At 41.6% G+C, this 18,462-nt stretch carries 15 protein-coding genes; 6 read left to right on the top strand and 9 right to left on the bottom strand.

From position 1 onward, the window contains the following. Positions 1–60: 60 nt before the first annotated feature. Positions 61–786 carry a DNA polymerase III subunit epsilon gene (gene dnaQ / locus FM038_RS10830; protein ID WP_142870667.1) on the bottom strand — a complete coding sequence of 242 codons (726 nt, stop codon included), beginning with the start codon at positions 784–786 and terminating at the stop codon, positions 61–63. A gap of 67 nt (positions 787–853) precedes the next feature. Between dnaQ and rnhA the strand changes: the two genes are divergently transcribed. Next, positions 854–1,318 (top strand): ribonuclease HI, encoded by a 465-nt coding sequence (gene rnhA, locus FM038_RS10825; RefSeq protein ID WP_142870668.1) that lies wholly within the window; start codon positions 854–856, stop codon positions 1,316–1,318. Between the two features lie 61 nt (positions 1,319–1,379). Here the strand turns inward: rnhA and FM038_RS10820 are convergent, their stop codons facing one another. Both FM038_RS10820 and FM038_RS10815 read right to left on the bottom strand, forming a co-directional pair. Next, positions 1,380–2,276 (bottom strand): LysR substrate-binding domain-containing protein, encoded by an 897-nt coding sequence (locus tag FM038_RS10820; RefSeq protein ID WP_142870669.1) that lies wholly within the window; start codon positions 2,274–2,276, stop codon positions 1,380–1,382. A gap of 3 nt (positions 2,277–2,279) precedes the next feature. Further along, positions 2,280–2,972: a class I SAM-dependent methyltransferase gene (locus FM038_RS10815; protein ID WP_142870868.1), complete on the bottom strand. Its 693-nt coding sequence runs from the start codon at positions 2,970–2,972 to the stop codon at positions 2,280–2,282. 554 nt (positions 2,973–3,526) lie between these two features. Here FM038_RS10815 and gloB point away from each other — a divergent pair. The 3 genes from gloB to FM038_RS10800 all read left to right on the top strand — a co-directional run bounded on the left by gloB (position 3,527) and on the right by FM038_RS10800 (position 7,758). Continuing rightward, positions 3,527–4,324 (top strand): hydroxyacylglutathione hydrolase, encoded by a 798-nt coding sequence (gloB, locus tag FM038_RS10810; RefSeq protein WP_142870670.1) that lies wholly within the window; start codon positions 3,527–3,529, stop codon positions 4,322–4,324. Between the two features lie 83 nt (positions 4,325–4,407). Beyond that, entirely contained in the window at positions 4,408–5,961 is a 1,554-nt protein-coding gene (locus tag FM038_RS10805; RefSeq protein WP_142870671.1) for a LysM peptidoglycan-binding domain-containing protein, read from the top strand. A 234-nt stretch (positions 5,962–6,195) separates the two neighbouring features. Beyond that, positions 6,196–7,758 (top strand): methyl-accepting chemotaxis protein, encoded by a 1,563-nt coding sequence (locus tag FM038_RS10800; RefSeq protein ID WP_142870672.1) that lies wholly within the window; start codon positions 6,196–6,198, stop codon positions 7,756–7,758. Positions 7,759–7,861: 103 nt separating this feature from the next. Here the strand turns inward: FM038_RS10800 and FM038_RS10795 are convergent, their stop codons facing one another. The 6 genes from FM038_RS10795 to msrP all read right to left on the bottom strand — a co-directional run bounded on the left by FM038_RS10795 (position 7,862) and on the right by msrP (position 14,572). Beyond that, on the bottom strand, positions 7,862–8,443 hold the full coding sequence (locus FM038_RS10795; protein WP_142870673.1) for a BsuPI-related putative proteinase inhibitor: 582 nt from the start codon (positions 8,441–8,443) through the stop codon (positions 7,862–7,864). Next, entirely contained in the window at positions 8,443–10,272 is a 1,830-nt protein-coding gene (locus FM038_RS10790; protein WP_223293051.1) for an AsmA family protein, read from the bottom strand. Before FM038_RS10790 ends, FM038_RS10795 begins: the two co-directional genes overlap by 1 nt. 29 nt (positions 10,273–10,301) lie before the next feature. Continuing rightward, the gene (locus tag FM038_RS10785) at positions 10,302–10,796 is read right to left on the bottom strand and encodes a putative 4-hydroxy-4-methyl-2-oxoglutarate aldolase (RefSeq protein WP_142870675.1); all 495 of its coding nucleotides are present in this window, start codon (positions 10,794–10,796) and stop codon (positions 10,302–10,304) included. A gap of 212 nt (positions 10,797–11,008) precedes the next feature. Next, positions 11,009–12,655, bottom strand: coding sequence for a methyl-accepting chemotaxis protein (locus FM038_RS10780; RefSeq protein WP_142870676.1), 1,647 nt, complete (start codon positions 12,653–12,655; stop codon positions 11,009–11,011). 194 nt (positions 12,656–12,849) lie between these two features. Continuing rightward, the gene (gene msrQ, locus FM038_RS10775; RefSeq protein ID WP_419555627.1) at positions 12,850–13,482 is read right to left on the bottom strand and encodes a protein-methionine-sulfoxide reductase heme-binding subunit MsrQ; all 633 of its coding nucleotides are present in this window, start codon (positions 13,480–13,482) and stop codon (positions 12,850–12,852) included. 64 nt (positions 13,483–13,546) lie between these two features. Further along, on the bottom strand, positions 13,547–14,572 hold the full coding sequence (gene msrP, locus FM038_RS10770) for a protein-methionine-sulfoxide reductase catalytic subunit MsrP (protein ID WP_142870678.1): 1,026 nt from the start codon (positions 14,570–14,572) through the stop codon (positions 13,547–13,549). A 280-nt stretch (positions 14,573–14,852) separates the two neighbouring features. On the opposite strand from msrP, the gene rmuC reads away from it, so the two are divergent. Further along, complete coding sequence (gene rmuC / locus FM038_RS10765; RefSeq protein ID WP_142870679.1) at positions 14,853–16,349, top strand: DNA recombination protein RmuC; 1,497 nt, start codon at positions 14,853–14,855, stop codon at positions 16,347–16,349. Between the two features lie 50 nt (positions 16,350–16,399). After that, complete coding sequence (locus tag FM038_RS10760; RefSeq protein ID WP_142870680.1) at positions 16,400–18,418, top strand: transglycosylase SLT domain-containing protein; 2,019 nt, start codon at positions 16,400–16,402, stop codon at positions 18,416–18,418. Positions 18,419–18,462: the final 44 nt, after the last annotated feature.

Raw genomic sequence — 18,462 nt, 5'->3', positions numbered from 1 at the left:
TAAATCAGGGGCAAGACAATAAGCAGCCCCTATGCGTGTTAAAAGAGCTAATACAATTAATTAACCGCGCCAAACACACTGGCCACCTTTTGCTACTAAATCTAATCTTTCTTCATGCTTAGCTAGTTCATCGGCCGATGCTGCAATCACTTTAAGTTTAGTACGAGAAGAAAGTAAGCGTTTGATCCCGCCTGCAGAGTCACTGCCTTCGCCGGATAAATTAAATTTAGTTTGTCCACCCGTCATCATCAGGTAAACGTCGGCTAAAATTTCAGCATCTAACAATGCACCGTGAAGGGTACGGCGAGAGTTATCTATGCCATAGCGCTTACATAAAGCATCAAGGTTATTCTTCTGACCCGGATGAATATGTTTAGCAATATCTAAGGTATCTAAAATTGAACAGATATCGGCAGTTTTTGGGCCCTTAGGCTGCAGTAGAGAAAACTCATGATCCATAAAACTAATATCGAACGGCGCGTTGTGCGCAACGACTTCAGCACCCTCAATGAACTTTAAGAAGCTAGAAGATATCTCAGCAAATTTTGGTTTGTTAGCGACATATTCATTGGTAATACCGTGTACTTCAATAGCTTCTTCATCAATGATCTGTTGCGGGTTGATATATTCGTGATAATGTCGCCCCGTCAACTTACGGTTAATCACCTCAACACAACCAATTTCAATAATTCTATGACCGAGATAAATTGCACCGGCAGCCTGGTTCATACCAGTGGTTTCTGTATCAAGAATTACTTGGCGTTTTGCACTAGAAATTAGGTTCATAAAATTTATAACACTTATGTAGATTTTGGGTATACTCGCCCGACAATATGACTATGGTAACAACTTGATGCTGAAACCGCTCTCAATATTTACCGATGGCTCCTGTTTAGGTAATCCAGGTCCTGGCGGCTATGGCGTGGTGATGAAATATAAGTCACAGGTTAAAGAAATTTCTGATGGCTTCGCACTAACCACCAATAACAGAATGGAGTTACTCGCACCGATCATTGCATTAGAAGCACTTAAGGTACCTTGCAAAATAGTGTTAACCAGTGATAGCCAGTATATGCGTCAAGGGATCACCCAATGGATCCATGGCTGGAAGAAAAGAGGCTGGCTCACCTCGAATAAAGAGCCCGTCAAAAATGTCGACTTATGGAAACGTCTGGATGCTGCCACTGGCACACATGAAATAGAATGGAAATGGGTCAAAGGACACGCTGGACATATCGAGAATGAGCGTTGTGATGTATTAGCTAGAAAAGCTGCAGAAGCAAGGCCAGTACAAGAAGATAAAGGTTACCCTGCTTAAGCTTTATCTTCTTGCGATGACAGGCTGATTTATTTCGCATAGGGCTGGCGCATCAGGAGCTCTATGCCGTTAAATTATGGAACTTTTCGCAAAAATGAATATAGGCTTCACAAAGAGGTGTAAAGTTTCGGCTCTTGTGATGTATTCGATAAAACTGCCTCGATAGCGTAAGGCCTTCCACTTCAATGACTGCTAACTCCTTGCGACTAATCTCTTTCTCTAAGGTTAACTCAGATAATACAGCAAGACCGGCTCCTTGCTTAACGGCTTGTTTTATCGCATCAGGTGTACTGAAACTGAACTTTTCAACGGGTTGCATATCGAGAGCGTTCGCTGCACTAATAAAATAATCTCTGGTACCCGACCCTTCTTCTCGCATGACCCAAAACTGTCCGCGTAATGCATCGGGCATTACTTTTTTCCCTGCTAGAGGATGGGCTGGATGACAAAAAACAAGTAATTTATCCTTGTGCCACGCTTCTACTTTGATTCGACTATCAAGACATTGGCCTTCGATAAAACCCACTTCACTTCTGAACTCTAATACGGACTTAATAACAGATTGAGTATTATCAATATCGAGATCAACCAGTGCACTCGTGTGCTGCTGGCAAAATGCGACAGCACTTTTAGCCATAAGATAATTACCAATCGTCGTGCTTGCACTCACGTTGAGCGTGCCACTGAGCTCTGCATCCGGTGAGCAAAAAAGATGCTCAATTTGGTTCACCTTCTGTAATGCCTCGGTAGCTAATGGCAAGAGTAAACTGCCTTGAGAGTTCAGTCTGAGCCGGTTGCCAATACGTTCAAATAATCTTGCATCGAGTTGCTTTTCTAATTCTGAGAGAGCCATAGATGTGGCTGGAGCTGATAGGTTCATCATCTCAGCAGCCCTGGCAACCTGGCCACTACGGGCCACGGCTTCAAATACAGCAAGTTGTTTTAATGTTATTCGCATGAGTTATTTCAAGCTCTTGTAATGTTGATTTTGACTTTTATTTATCGAGGTCCTGCCGGCTGTCGGCGCAGTAGTCCAATTGGGTTGACGTACTTTTTGTTTCTCATGAATTGGTGTTAAAGGTGTTTCTAGCTTTCTAGCCACTATCAGATATACGCTGCCTGTGCCAGGTAACCAGGCTTTTAATGCATGTTGCCAAATACTCTCTTGAGCTATTTCACTTAACAGATGATGATGTATCACTCTTTCATCGGCAACCACTTGGTAGCCCAGTAAACCAAGCCAATCTTTCACTCTCGATGGCATAAAAAAACGACCACTCCATGGCAGTTTTTCTTGAAAGCTAGGCAAGACCTTACCGATAAATGCAGGACTTAACGGATTGAAACCTATAATAAACAGGTAGCCACCAGAGATCAGAACCCGATCTGTTTCACGGAGTAACTTGTAAGGGTCTGGTTCAAACTCGAGTAGCATATTCATCACAACAGCATCGATGACACCATTTTGCACCGGCAACGCATTATATTGGGCTCTAAGGGAAGCATCATGATCGTCGAAAACAGAGAATTGTCGTCCAATGAGTAACCCTGGCATGGATAAGTCTGCACTGAGTGGCCCCAAGCTTAACATATGGTAGCCAAACACTTTAGGCCACCAGGGTGCCAATTCTTTTTCAACTTGAATTTTAATCATTTCGCCATTGGGCAAATCAGACCAGCGTTGAGGCGCAGTTAAACTTGTGTTTTCAATCAAACAGCACTCCCTATTAAGATGTCGATATACTGAGACGAAACAGCAGTGGTATAATTATAGAGCGATTAGTTCATACTAATAAATAGCTAAACGCGCACAGGTGCAATAAACTTGCTGAGTTTATACCAATCAGTATAAGAAAGTGATCTACTCAGAGTTAATTTTGGCAAACTAATTCAAGGTGAATAGGTGATGCAATGGTGGTCCCTTGTGAAACTATTCAACGAAGAAGTAGGCAGCCAAAAAAACTCCTGAAAGGCGAGTTTTAGCGCATCAGATGCTGTGTTAACGAGCTAAAACGTAGAATAACTATGTTCTTCACTCGTTGCAAAGAACATGGATGTTCTGAATGTCATTAATGCAGGAGCAATTTATGACCTTGCCCTTGAAGCGCTAAACTCTCGCTGAGCGATCACATCTTTATACTGATTGGTATTACTCACACCCTGTTGTTTTTGCTAATAATATAACCCATTATACTTGTAGAGAGATATATGACTGCCAATGAGACTAAAAAGCTAACTATCACAGCGATCCCAGCTTTCAATGACAACTATATTTGGGCTATCTCGCAAGAAAATTCTCGTTCGATTTATGTTGTTGACCCGGGTGATAGCAAAGTCGTTATTGATTATCTTGTATCTCATCAACTCGAGTTGGCAGGTATCTTAGTCACTCACCATCATCCAGATCATACTGGCGGGATCCCTGCTTTACTGGCCCACAGCAAACACCGACTCGAAATCTACGGCCCAGCCAGTGAAAACATCAATGATTTACTTAATCCAATAGAGAAACAAACTGAAATTACATTAGACAAATTGGGTCAAGTTGTCGAAGTTATCCAGCTGCCTGGTCACACTTCTGGGCACATAGGCTATTTGATGGCGGGTGAGTTATTTTGTGGTGACACCTTATTTAGCGGAGGATGTGGCAGATTATTCGAAGGCACAGCTCAACAAATGTACCACTCATTATCTTTATTATCTCTGTTGCCTGCTGACACTCGGGTATATTGTGCTCACGAGTACACGTTAGCCAATTTAACGTTCGCGCTTGAAGTTGATCCTACTAACCAAAAACTTATCCAGTATCACCATCATTGTCAGCAGCAACGTAAAAATCACTTAGCTACAATTCCTTCAAGCATAGCGATAGAGCGCAACATCAATCCCTTTCTTCGTTGCAATACTGACACGATTAAAGCCTCAGTAAGCCAACAATTTAAATCTAAAACCGAAAATCCAGTCGACATTTTTGCCCTTCTTAGGCAATGGAAAGACAATTTCTAAAAAACAGATTACAATGCTGCGCTAGATAAGTCCCCTTTTCGAACTTTCAAAATAGAGGGACAGAATTAAGGAATTCTTTTTAGATGCGCAAAAATATAATTGTAATTGCAGGGGCTATCGCTCTGCTTTCTGGCTGCCAGTCTTTCGATACATCTGTCACTGACAAACAAGAACCTTCACTCGAGCCGACAGTTGCGACTGATATGAAATCGTCTCCTGTCACGCCAACGGTAAAGATTGACGTCGTTGAGGTCACTGACGTCTGGCAGAGGATCCGCTTAGGAATAACCTTTGATGTTCCAGATCAAAAGTTAGTCAATCAATATCGCGATTGGTATATTAAACACCCCCAACACCTAGAAAGAGTTTCAGAACGTGCGGCCCCATTTCTTTATCTCATCGTTGAAGAAATTGAAAAGCGCGGACTGCCCATCGAGTTGGCTCTACTCCCCATTGTCGAAAGTGCATTCGACCCGTTTGCATACTCCCATGGTGCCGCCTCAGGTCTCTGGCAATTCACTTCCCCTATGGCCAGGCATTTTGGACTAGAGATGAATTGGTGGTATGACGGTCGAAGAGATGTCCCTGCTGCAACCATTGCTGCGCTTGATATGATGGAATATTTATATAAGAAAACAGATGGTAATTGGCTCTATGCCATTGCTGCCTATAACACAGGTGAAGGTCGCGTCATAAATGCTGTAAAACGTAATAAACGCAATGGCAAACCCACAGACTTTTGGTCATTAAGTTTACCGACAGAGACAAGGCGTTATGTCCCGCAACTCATCGCACTTGCTGATGTGATTAAAAATTCAGATAAATATGGTACCAAGCTTTTCCCTATTGCAAATAAGCCGAATATTGAAGTCATCGATGTCGGTAGCCAAATAGACCTTGCACTCGCAGCTGGTTTTGCGGGTATGACAACCTCAGACTTACATAAGCTCAACCCTGGCTATAACCGCTGGGCAACGGCGCCAAAAGGCCCCCACAACTTGGTATTACCAGTTGAACGCGTTGCTGAATTTAAAGTCGCGATGGCAGATATTGACGTGGAAGATAGACTAAATTGGGAGCGCTACCAAATTAAATCAGGTGATAGTTTGGGCCTCATCGCTCAACGCTACCGCACTACGCCATCAGCACTTCGTGCAGTCAATGATATTAAAGGAAACACTATCATCGCAGGGCGTCATCTACTCATCCCCGTCGCAGCAAACGACCCAGAGCAATATGCTCACACCCTAGAACAAAGAGTCAAATCAAAACAAAATATTAGCCGTGGTAGCGAAAAAATTGACTATACCGTTAAATCCGGCGACTCATTTTGGAAAATTGCCAATGCCCATAAGATTAAGACAGCACAACTCGCCCGTTGGAACAATATGGCGCCAAAAGACACCCTTAAAATTGGCCAGAAATTAGCAATTTGGACAGGCAGTAAGAGTAATTCTTCCGTTACCCGAAAGGTGAATTACACGGTGCGCAGCGGAGACTCATTAGCGCGCATAGCTTCAAAGTTTAAAGTCAGCATCAATGACCTAGTTCGTTGGAATGCATTAGAAAAAACAAAATATATTCAGCCAGGCCAAAAGCTAAAGCTCTATGTTGATGTTACTAACAGCAGAGTCTAAAACTTTTCTATGCATCTATACACCCAAGCAAGATAGCTTCATCACTGTCGCTATCTTGCTTAGCCTCCTCACTTATTTCAATTGTGATCTTTTATAAAAATTAAATTAGATCTCGGTCACAACTAGGTAATAAACATATAACATGCACCTTATAATCTGCTGGTTATCACTGTTTTAAATAGCTTAAAATATAATAATCCTTCGGTTAAGTAACTTAATCGGCTAAAGGACATTATGGATAGCAGCCAGTACACTCACGAAAAAGAAGTGATCTACCCTGATGGGTATAAAATACTATCGACTACAAACCTAGATAGTTCAATTACCCATATCAATGATGATTTCAGCAAGGTCTCTGGCTACGAAGAGCAAGAGCTCATCGGAAAACCGCATAATGTGATCAGACATCCTGAAATGCCCAAGGCTGCATTTAAAGACATGTGGCAATCAATTCAAGATGGCAACAACTGGATGGGGCTAGTAAAAAACAGGTGTAAAAATGGGAGCTACTATTGGGTCAATGCATTTGTAAGCCCAATCAAAGTCAATGGAAAAATCGTTGAATACCAATCAGTCAGAACAAAACCAGATCCATTTTTAAAGGAAAGAGCAAGTGATTGCTATAAAGCAATCAACTCGGGAAAAATGCCAAAAGCTAAAAATATATTGAGTATTGTGACCTCATTATTACTTGGCTGGCTCATGAGTATTAGCTTAGTACTCATCGCAAGTCAATTTGAGACCTTATCTTCAAGTTTATTGATATTACTCGCATTATTCTGTTTTCTATATCCATTACTTAAACTACACAGAAGGCTTAACTGTATTTTAACTATGAGTAAGAAGATTCAAGATAACGAATTAAGCCAAATAATTTACACAGGCTATGTCGATGAGCTATCACATATTGAGATGAGTTTGAGAATGAAAACGGCTGAGAGCTTATCCATCATAGGACGAGTTAAAGACTCATCAGAAGCATTAAATATACAGATGGACGAAAACAGCCAAGAAAATATTAACAATCAAAACCTACTAGTAGAGCAATCGGAAAATGTCGATCAAATCGTGGTTGCCATAGGTCAAATGAACTGTGCTGTCACAGATATCGCTCGCAACACAACACGCTCTACTGATGAGGTTTCGGTACTCGTCAAACAAATAGAATTAACAAAGAATGCCTTAACAAGGAGCCAGGAGGCCACTTCTGAAATAACGCAGCTATTAGATGATTCACAAACATCTATTTCAGCCTTAGAAGTGCAATGCAATGAAGTTAACTCCGTTCTCGAGGTTATTGAAGCTCTTGCCGAGCAAACTAATTTACTGGCACTCAATGCAGCGATTGAAGCGGCTCGTGCTGGAGAAGCAGGACGAGGCTTTGCCGTTGTAGCCGATGAGGTCAGAAGTCTAGCAAATCGCTCCCAAACATCGGCAAAAGAGATACAAATAATCATAGAGAACTTAGGTAAAACAACATCCCAAGCGGTATCAAAAATGAAACTGAGTCACCTTTTAACTGAAAAAAGTATCGAATCAGATCAAATGCTGGGTCATAGTTTACAATCGGTCAGTAGCTCTCTTATGAATATTGCCGAAAATGGTGAGCAAATTGCTGTCGCTTCAGAGGAACAGGCAACGGTTATCAACCAGATATATGGCAATGCTCAAGAGTTAGCCGCCGGTACTGCTAGATTAAATGATAGCTGTGAAAGTACGGCACTGAGCAGTCAAAAAATCAAAATGCAATGCAGTAGACAATTAGACTTAGTCAATCAATTTGATAGGCAAAATTGAATAGAGATTAAAATGACGCCAAGATATTTAAGTAAACACCTTGGCGTCAATACTATAATCGATTAAGGCGATGACCTTAATCTTGCGTCAACCTATACATAAATTAATTGAGATATGCGTCAAGAGACAAGCGTGTATCTGGCATTGCTTGCTGGTTTGACTCAGTTGCATGTCCTACGTGAACTCCCACTAAGCTATAACCTTTCCCCTTAACCTGAGCGATTACATCTTTAGGCAAAGTAAATGTCACTGGGATCACTTTTCCTGCAGGGATCACCACATCACGTATCGCCTGAGTAAACATCATGGTATCGGACCAGGCCCAGATTTTATTTCCTTGAGGGTCCAGTACATGAAGATCTGCCGTCATTCCCGAGCGATACTGGATCGGTACGCCATAACTTTGATGATTAGTGATAAGAAGTGACACAGTAAAACCTGATGTCAAAGAGACTTGTAACTGTCCGGATAACAAGCCTTTATCCATCTTACCATCCTTTATTTCAGCTTCCTTGGCCAGTTTATAGGACTCTGAAGACGTTAATGAAGATTCATCGATTTTAGCAGCCTCTGCCTGGACCACTGGTTGCAACTTGACCTGAGTAGCTTCACCTGATGGTGATACTTCTTGAGAGCAGCCAGATAAAGCGATAAGCCCAAGAGAAACACATAACAATTTATTCATTAAAAACCGCCTAATTTCTTTAAAATACTATCTTTAAGCTTATCTTGCACCTTCTCAGCCTCTTGTTTTAATTTAGCATCAAACAAACCAGCAGTATCCAGTGCAAATTTAGGTTCAGACATGGTACCTGTGATTAGGAAAGGAATTTCAATACCATAGAGTAGCTCTTTTTCTCCTCCCCCCTGTCCCTCGAGGGAGCCCACCACTGCAGTGGTTAATTGATAATCCAACGCCTCAGAAATGATGTTGGCGGTTCCTGCACCCGAGAGCCTGATCAAGGGAGACGCCATCAGCAGATCAGGGTTAGAGACAACACCCTTGACCACAGAAAATGAGCCCGTCAATGAAGTGAAGTCGGTTTTCTTTTCCTCTGAAGTCGCTGATGATGAACCACCGCTCAGTGTTGCTTGAGCCTCTCTGATCATTTGCGGAATATTCACACCGTATAAGGCACCGTCTGCAATTTCAAATTGACCCTTAGCAGCAATATTCTTCTTAATATTATCGGGGAGTAAACTTCTGCCTTTGCCTTTAACACTGAAGTTTGCCGTTCCTGCCAGCAGATCAATATCCGCAGCATCCTTCAAAAGCTGTCTCACTTGAACACCTTTAACCGACTTTTCAAAACTGTAGCTCGGTACGGCCTGACGACCATCTAGGCTGGCAGTAACCGCAAGCTTTCCATCATAGAGATCGGCATTGAGTTTCTTCAGATTGAGAATGCCATTTTTTAAGGTTAGATCCATAACCCAATTGCTGGTCAGCATATTTGATGCTTTAATGGATTTGGCTGTCAGCGCTAAGGTGAGGTCCAGAGACTTCATGGCACTTAGATCCGGCTCAGTCGTCAGGGCAGTTTCAGGCTGACTCTTCCCCTCGGCCTGCTCTGCGTTATCTGTTTGCGGCAACAATTTATCAAGATCTACATCACCCAAATTCAACGTAGCGATGATTTTAGGTATCTTATGGCCATAAGCGATATCCAATTTACCTTCGGCCTGGATGTCGTCTGCATTTAATTCATTCAAGATAAGGTGAACTTGCTTGGTCTCTAGCAAGACTTCTAGCTGGGTTAATAATGTAATATCTAACTTCTTGTTAGGTATAGCCTCACCGGCAATAACATTAGTTATCTTAAAATCTTTAACCTGGATCTGAGTCATGTCTTGGGCGACTCTGATTGAGCCCTTCCCCTGACTCATCAGTGTCATATCAGGCATTTCGGCACTGAAGCTATACTCGAGACTGGCAAACTCCCCGAGAGAGAATTTTCCAAGGGACAAATTATCCAGTGTAAATACTTGTTCGGTTCCCGCTTGTTTATCTGAAACACGAATTTGTGTATTGGTGATCGAGATGCCACCAATGTCCAGACCCGATATAGAACCAGTTGAAGTTGTAGTATCGTCAACTTGAGAGGGTTTATTTTCGACGCTTGAACCCTGTAAACCATCGAAACTCGTGCGCCCATCTTTACGAGTTTCTAGATTAACGACCAAGCCATCGAGATTTAATTTAGCAATCTCTACTTGTTTGCTAAACAAAGGCAAAAGCTCTACTTCCGCAACTATCTTGTTTACCTTTAACATAGAGACATTATCGAATCCCTTAGGATTAGATAATGTAATATCTCCAAGCTCGATACCTATGCTTGGAAAGAAGGTCCATGTGAGATCTTTTGTGATGATGAGCTCGCGCCCAGTTTGCTTCTTGACCACATTGACTATTTCAGGCTTAAAATCATTTGGATCGAAGATCAGGGTCAAGTAGGCCGCGAGACTCGCGAACACAAGGAAAAAGACAATAAAAAACCATTTCAAAATTTTCATCACAGGTTCCATCTGATTAGTTTATCTATTTAAAGCAAGGAGGGTAGATTCAGCTTTGTTTTAGCAATCGCAATACCATTTCTGTCAGAATATAGCATCATCCCTGGCTCAATAATAATGTTATCCAGAGAAAGTATACTATTGACTTCACCCACTCCTTTCTTTTTCGTTTTTATGGGGTTAGCACCCAGAGCCTTAACACCAATATTCATCGTTTCAAGCACACCAGCATCGCGTACACATCCGTATATCACGATCCCCTCCCATCCATTTTCAACAGCATTCATCGCAATCAAGTCACCCAATAAAGCTCTATTCATCGAGCCTCCACCATCGACGACCAATACTTTACCTTTACCATCGGTTCCTAGAATATCTCTGACTTTGGAATTATCTTCGAAACATTTAACGGTATTGATTTCACCCCAGAATATTCTCTTACCGCCATATTGATAATATTGCGTCTCAAACAATGAAAGCTCATCACTATAATCATCGAAGAGATCGGGTAATAGGTCTATCATCTTGAACTCCAATATATAAAAGTTCAGGTTACTCGCTAGCCGTTATTTCAACAAGCTTAACCGACAAATAGCATACGAACTTTATTACTATGGATTATTAACTAAAAATTAAAGGGTGAGTTTAGAGGGGTAAACAGTATGAAATAACCAGGTGACACTGGCCCACCTGGTTTTTTACAAAATTGTAATTTAGCTTATATGGCTCAAATTAATTACACTTTAAAGCTAGACACTAAGCCATCTAATTCAGTAGAACCTTGCTGAATTTGTTCACTAGTTTCACCTATTTGAACACTTTTCTGTTGGTTTTCAACTGAAATATCATTGATACGGGTCACATTCATGTTTAATTCAGCAATCACCGCGCTTTGCTCTTCAGTTGCAGCAGCTATCTGAATATTCATATCTGATATCTGACGAATAGATGATTTAATCGTATCTAATGCGTCGACCACCTGAATGGTTTCCTCTACAGTTTGACTAGACTGGCTTCTGGCTCGTTCAACAGAATCGTTGACGTTCTCAATCGAACCTCGAATAGCATCAATAATGCCATTAATCTCTTGGGTCGATTCTTGCGTTCTACTCGCTAAGGTCCTAACTTCATCAGCCACTACAGCAAAGCCTCTTCCCGCTTCGCCTGCTCGTGCGGCTTCAATGGCGGCATTAAGGGCCAATAAGTTTGTTTGTTCCGCTATTCCCACAATGACATCTAAAATTTGTCCAATTTTACCTGAGCTGACCTTTAGGCCTTGAGCGACTTCTGAAGTTTTTGCTAACTCCTGGGATAACTCGTTTATTTTATTAACAGCGCTATCCACTACTTTCGTCGTTCTATCCGCTTCATCATCAGCACTTCCCGCGCTGTCAGCCGCGAGTTGAGCATTCGATGCAACTTCTGAGGCCGCCATGGACATCTCATTAATCGCCGTAGCAACACTTTCCGTTTCGGTTTGCATGTTGCCAGTAATTTCATTCGCTTCAGTTGAAATTGTGGCAAGACCGCTAGCTAAATCCCGGCTGTGATTAACTGAAATCAAAACTGACTTCACCAGAGTTTGAATTTTAACAACAAAAATATTGAAATTACTCGCAACTTCTTTTAACTCATCATTCCCAGCTTCTTCCAACCTAAGAGTCAGATCACCTTCTCCCTTGGCAATATTTTCTAATGCCAAAATAGTCTCGCTCATCGGCCTAGATATACTATGAATGATGATAAATAAAATAAAGATCACTGGAAACCAGACGAGCGCAACCACCAATAGATACATCCAAGCAAAATCTGATTTCTGCGCATTAATATCATCGACATACATACCTGTACCGACAATCCAGCCCCAAGGTTTGAATCGTTTAACAACACTCATCTTTGGACTTGGTGCCGTTGTATTTGGTCGATTCCACATATACTCGATTTTTGCAGAATCCTGGCGCTCGGTCCCCCTGACCATCTCCTCGAATAAGCGAACACCATTAGGATCTTTCATTCCCAGCACGTTGGTGCCTACGAGTTTTTTAGCAAAGGCATGTTGAACCATGACACCTTGTGTAGTTATTGTAAAAAAGTACTCTTTGCCTGCATATCGTAATGTGTCTAGCGCCAAAATGGCCCCAGCTTTCGCCTCATCTTCGGTCATCCCCCCCTGCTTAGACCTCTGGTAGTAACCGGCAATGACTTTTTCTCCCACATCGGCCAGAGAAGATATCTTGGCCTCTTTCTCGCCAATCAACATATCATCGATACTCATAAGCGCAAACATGAACATGAATATGGTAGCCAGTATGGATAAACCCAACATGATAAACAGGCGGCTCGATATTTTTATCTTCCTAAACAAGCTAATAATCGTGTCCATTAACAATCCTTAAGCAATTTGCGCAAAGCTGATTTACCTATATAACTTTTGGAGATATTTTGCTGTTTGTCAAAGATCGTTGGGATTTATTATTAAGGTCATTATCCACACCTTCCATCTTCGCGTACCCAGCATTCTGTATGCATAGACAAGTATTAGAATTACAGTGTCATTAAAGCTACATCATATCGAGTTTACTGACTGCTCAACTTTAGTCTTAAACGCGACATTGTCTGGGACAACTTCTTACTTATGGAGAGTCGTAAACTCAATAAACCAATGACGATTAAAATATAAATACTGGGCTCGATGATTTCAGACTTCACCGACCAGTAGAAGTGAATAGGCACTAAAGCGGCCACCAGATAAACCCAGTTATGTAATTGCTGCCAACGCCTGCCCATTTTCTTTCTGATGACTTTAAGTGAGGTAATAGACAAGGCGATGAGGATCAGATACGCCACAGCCCCAACTAAGATGTAGGGACGCTTAAGGATTTCCTGAAATAGGAGTGACCATTCGAACAAGAGATCTAAGCTGATAAAGGCCAAAATATGTAAGCTTGCATAAGCAAACACATAGAGGCCGATTAGACGGCGAGTCTGTATCAATATCCCTTGTTTTAAGCGACGTGCCAAGGGAGATATCATCAGTAGAATCACTAAGGTATTTAGCGCACCGACGCCAGTATAATGAATAATGTACTGCACAGGGTCCCCCCCAGCATCACCAGCCATCACTGAGATAACCAAATAACCGATTGGCCATAGGGCAACCAGATGTATGATGACTTTCAACCAAAAAAGATGTTTTGAAGTTAACCGCATTATTCCTCCAACTGTATCACTGAGCCTATATCCACTAGGATCTCAAACACATTTCAATTTATGACTAAAAATGGCTTTTTAAATCTAATCCCTGATATAAGTCTGCCACTTGCTCCCCATAACCATTAAACATTTGCGTGTTAATTCGCTTAGCAGAAAATAGGCCGCCCTCACCTATCCGTCTCTCTGTCGCTTGTGACCAACGCGGGTGATCAACATCAGGATTAACATTGGCATAAAAGCCATATTCATGGGACGCCAATTGGTTCCAACTCGTAGGGGGTTGCTTGTCCATGACTCTAATTCTGACGATGGACTTAATACTCTTAAACCCATATTTCCATGGAACGACTAGCCTTATCGGCGCGCCATTTTGCGGGGGTAACGTCTTGCCATAAAGGCCAACGGCCAAGAAAGACAGATCATTCATGGCTTCATTAATCGTGAGACCTTCAACATAGGGGTAGTGGATCCCGCCCCCCATCAATCGACTCTTTTGACCAGGCATCTGCTCTGGGTCAAATAAGGTTTCAAAAGCGACATGAGTAGCATTACTCTTAACTCCTGCTTTCTTAAGTAGGGTCGCCAATGGAAAACCTACCCAAGGAATGACCATAGACCATGCTTCAACACAGCGAAGTCGATAAGTTCGCTCTTCTAGGACCATCAGCTTGGTCAGGTCGTCTAGATCGAGTGTTAATGTTTGCTCGACCTCCCCTTCGATCACTAGCTTCCATGGATCGATTTTAAAGCCTTGAGCATTTTCAGAAGGGTCCTGCTTACTGGTGCCAAATTCATAAAAATTATTATGACTTGTTACTTTATTAAAAGGCGTAGCAATCCCTTGGCCAGCAAATGCTTGATTAGTCGTAAAGCTCAGCGATGAGGTAATAAATGGAGATTGCGTTTTGTTTTCACCAAATAGATCAAAGATCCCAGCTTGGACATGTCCAGGAATACTTGCCCCTAATGCGCCAAGTCCCATGGCCTTGACGATACGCCGACGGTCGTTGAATACGGCTTCTGGAGTCACTTCAGCATCTTTTATATCCCAGGACGCTCTTTGCAATAACCCTTTGGTAAACTTCATCAATCAATACCTCTTTTAATATTCACTAAATGTCACACACAAGTATTAGACAGGCGTCCAAGAGAAAAACTTTCCATTTAACAAAAATAATATTTCATCAAACAACCTGACATCCGATTCGATTAGTTATGACCAGCTCAACAAACAAGCTGCACTTTCCCTACAAGGAAGCAACAATCGCTCAAGTCTTACACATTTAACCTTTTGTTCCTCATTGTCACTTGAAGATAATCAACTTGCATGCGAGTCTAATATCTTCATTCTCCGAGGCCCTATTATTATGCCGGTTAATTTATCTCTTTCTGTGCCTGAAATCATTGTGTTAAGTGCCGTTGCGTTTCTATCCCTTCTTATCGGTGCGCTGTTAAATCAGCGTTTAACCCGCCAAAAATGGCAGACAGTCAAAAGTCAGCTTACTGAGCAACATCTTCAACAGATTGAAGATATCCAAATTCAAATGGGCAACAAAGACTCAGTCTTAACAGATAAAGAAGCACAACTAGAGCACCTCTACGCTAAATTAGAGCAAAATATGGGGGCGCTAGGTCATGCTCAGGCCGATGCCAATAGGGTCGCTCAACTTGATGCACAACTTCAAGAGTCACAAAGAAAAGTGATGGAAGCGCAATTAGCACTTTCAAAATCTAATGCCATGCAACAAACCTTAGCGGTTAAATACAGTACACAGCAACAAGCCCTTGAAGATAAGATCTCTGTACTTGAAGTGGCGGAAGTTCGCCTTAATACTCAATTTGAAAACTTGGCTAACAAAATTTTCGAAGAGCGTAGCGAAAAACTACAAAATCAAAGTACACAACATCTAGACGCAGTACTCGCGCCATTCAAACAACAGCTTGAAGGATTCAGAAAACAGGTTCAGGAATCCTACACTACTGAGCAGTCTGAACGTAGTGCATTCAAACACCAGTTAGAGTCACTCAAAGCGCTCAATTTACAGATGAGCCAAGATGCAGTAAACCTTACAAAAGCACTAAAAGGGGATAATAAGCAGCAAGGAAATTGGGGAGAAGTCATCTTAGAACGTGTGCTTCAAGAGAGTGGATTGCGTGAGGGGCATGAATATGACACCCAAACCGATCTAAAAAATGATGACGGTAAACGATTTAAGCCCGATGTCATCGTCCACTTGCCTGAAAATAAAGATGTTGTGATAGATGCAAAAATGTCTTTAGTCGCCTACGAACGCTACTTTAACAGTGATGATGAAGCCGTTAAGATACAAGCACTCAAAGACCATATCCTCTCTGTCCGCGGACATATTAAAGGGCTTAGCCAAAAAGATTATCAAAAGCTACATGGCCTGACGAGTCTGGATTATGTGCTCATGTTTATTCCCTTAGAACCTGCATTTTTATTGGCATTAGAACATGATCCTAGCCTGGTAAACTATGCGTTAGAACTCAATATCATGTTAGTGAGTCCCACCAATCTTTTGGTTGCATTAAGAACCATCAATAATATTTGGCGCTACGAGTATCAGAATCAAAACGCGCAGCATATCGCCAAACAAGCAGGAAAGATATACGATAAACTTTGTGGCTTTATCGAAGATATGGATAAACTTGGTAGAGCTATCGAAGGCGCGGAAAAAAGCTATACAAATGCCATGAGTAAACTTAGCAATGGCAAAGGAAACTTAATCCGACAAGCTCATCAAATGCAACAACTCGGTGTCGATACCAGTAAAAAACTGGATCCACAGCTAATAGAAAGTGCTACGTCTGACTATTACTCAGAGAGTTCAAAGCTCAATTAGTCAGAGATAAGATGATCGCAAACTAAATATGGATATTGAAGGAAGTAGAAATGCAAAAGCAGTACAGTGGTACTTTCAAGCGTTTTTTATCAAAAACCTTATCGTTTGCGATCTTAGTGTCACTGTTTTTTGCCAATTCAATGTTTCAACTTGCCAATGCCACAAACTACAATTTTGATCAGCAGAATTATTTAGATGCACGTAAAGCATTAAAAAGTAAAAAGATAAAAACCTATCACTCATTACGTCAGCAACTCGATGATTATCCCCTCACGGTATATTTAGACTTTCATTTCAACATTAACCAAATATTGAAACATGAAGGTCAGCAAGCGTTATCTGAGATCTCTCAATTTAAAGATACCCCGCTATTTAATACTGCCAGATATCGCTATTTAATGAATGCAGGGGATCAAAAGCGCTGGAATGATTTTTTAGCCGTTAGTCCACAGTCACCCAATAACATAAAACTACAATGCTTCTACTACCGTGCACAATTTGTCAGTGGTGACAAACTCCTTGCTTATAAGGGAGCTCAGTCACTTTGGCTATATGGTAAATCCAGGCCCGAAGAGTGTGACCCACTGTTTAAGGTGTGGGAAAAAGCAGACTTACGTACTCAAGAAATGATTTGGTCAAGAATGTTGCTCAGCTTTAATGCAGGCCAACATGGACTGCTGACTTACCTTTCGCGAAAAGTGACCAGCCACAAGCATGAAGCTAAACTCCTACTCTCTGTTTATAAAGATCCCAGAAGTTTAAGAAATAAGAAAAAATTCAAAGGGCAAGCAAGCATTAATGGAGATATCGTTGCTGCTGGGCTAAAAAAGCTGGCAAGAAAAGATCTTAATTATGCAGTTAAGCTCTATGTCTCTTACCAGAAATTAGACCGATTTAGCGACTATCAAGGCAGAAAGCTCAGTCGATATTTCATTAAACGCGCCATTATTAAGCAAGAAGTTAAGCTAAAATCCTTTGTCGATACCATGTTACCTTTGTTGGACAGTGATGATTTAATCAAGTTAAGACTCAGATGGGCCATACGGGAAGCTGATTTTGATTCTGTTATTGCTTACCTTCCACAATTGAGTGAGCAAAGTAAGGCCAAACCTAGATGGCAATATTGGCAATCAAGGGTTGACGCTCATTTACCCGACAAGAGTCTGCTTGCTTCAACAGAAACGCACCCTCATTTTGAGTCCGACCCAATAAATAGTACTCATTCAACGCGCCTGACAGCCCTTAGCCAACTGAGAAACTTTTATGGTTTTTCCGCTGCTAATGAACTGGGTATCGATTATCAACTCCAGCATGCCGACTCAATCAGTGATGACAAATTAAGAGAGACAATTGCCGATGATAAGGGCTTAGCCAGAGTCGTTGAATTATTGGCAATCGATAAAACCATTGATGCCAGATCAGAATGGGTCCTTATGCTGGGCCGTCACAACCGAGCGATGCAGAAAGAATATGCAACATTTGCATTGGAAAAAAATTGGCATGATCTCGGCGTTCAAGCCAGCATACAAGGCAAGCTGTGGAACGACATGACGTTACGTTTTCCCTACGCAGCAGAACAAGCCTTTGTGACTGCGAGTAAAAAACAGAAGGTCAATATCGATGAACTCAGGGCTATAGCCAGACGAGAAAGTGCCTTTTATCCTTATGCAACTTCAGGTGTGGGAGCGAGAGGCTTGATGCAACTCATGCCTGCAACGGCAAAAGAAACCGCTAGAAAAGTGGGTCTTAAATACCAAGGCCGGCGAAGCCTTTATGATAATGACACGAATATAAAACTCGGCAGTGCCTATTACGCCTCTTTAATGAAGCAGTTTAATAACAATAGAGTATTAGCGACAGCCGCATATAACGCAGGACCTCACAGAGTGAAGCGTTGGTTAAAAAACACTGAAGGAAAACTCGATGTCATTGCTTTTATCGAATCAATTCCCTACACAGAAACACGGGAATATGTGCAAGCGGTGCTCAGCTATCGCGTGATTTATCAAATTAGACAAGGTAAAGAGCCTGAACTATTTTCTACAAAAGAGCTGAATTTTAAATATTAAAGCCGTGGACAAGTGAACAGATAACAATCAAACAGACTTGTTAA

The organism is Shewanella eurypsychrophilus (assembly GCF_007004545.3).
Classification (GTDB): domain Bacteria; phylum Pseudomonadota; class Gammaproteobacteria; order Enterobacterales; family Shewanellaceae; genus Shewanella; species Shewanella eurypsychrophilus.
The sequence above is the reverse complement of the archived record's forward strand: the minus strand, read 5'-3'. Positions and strand labels throughout refer to the sequence as shown.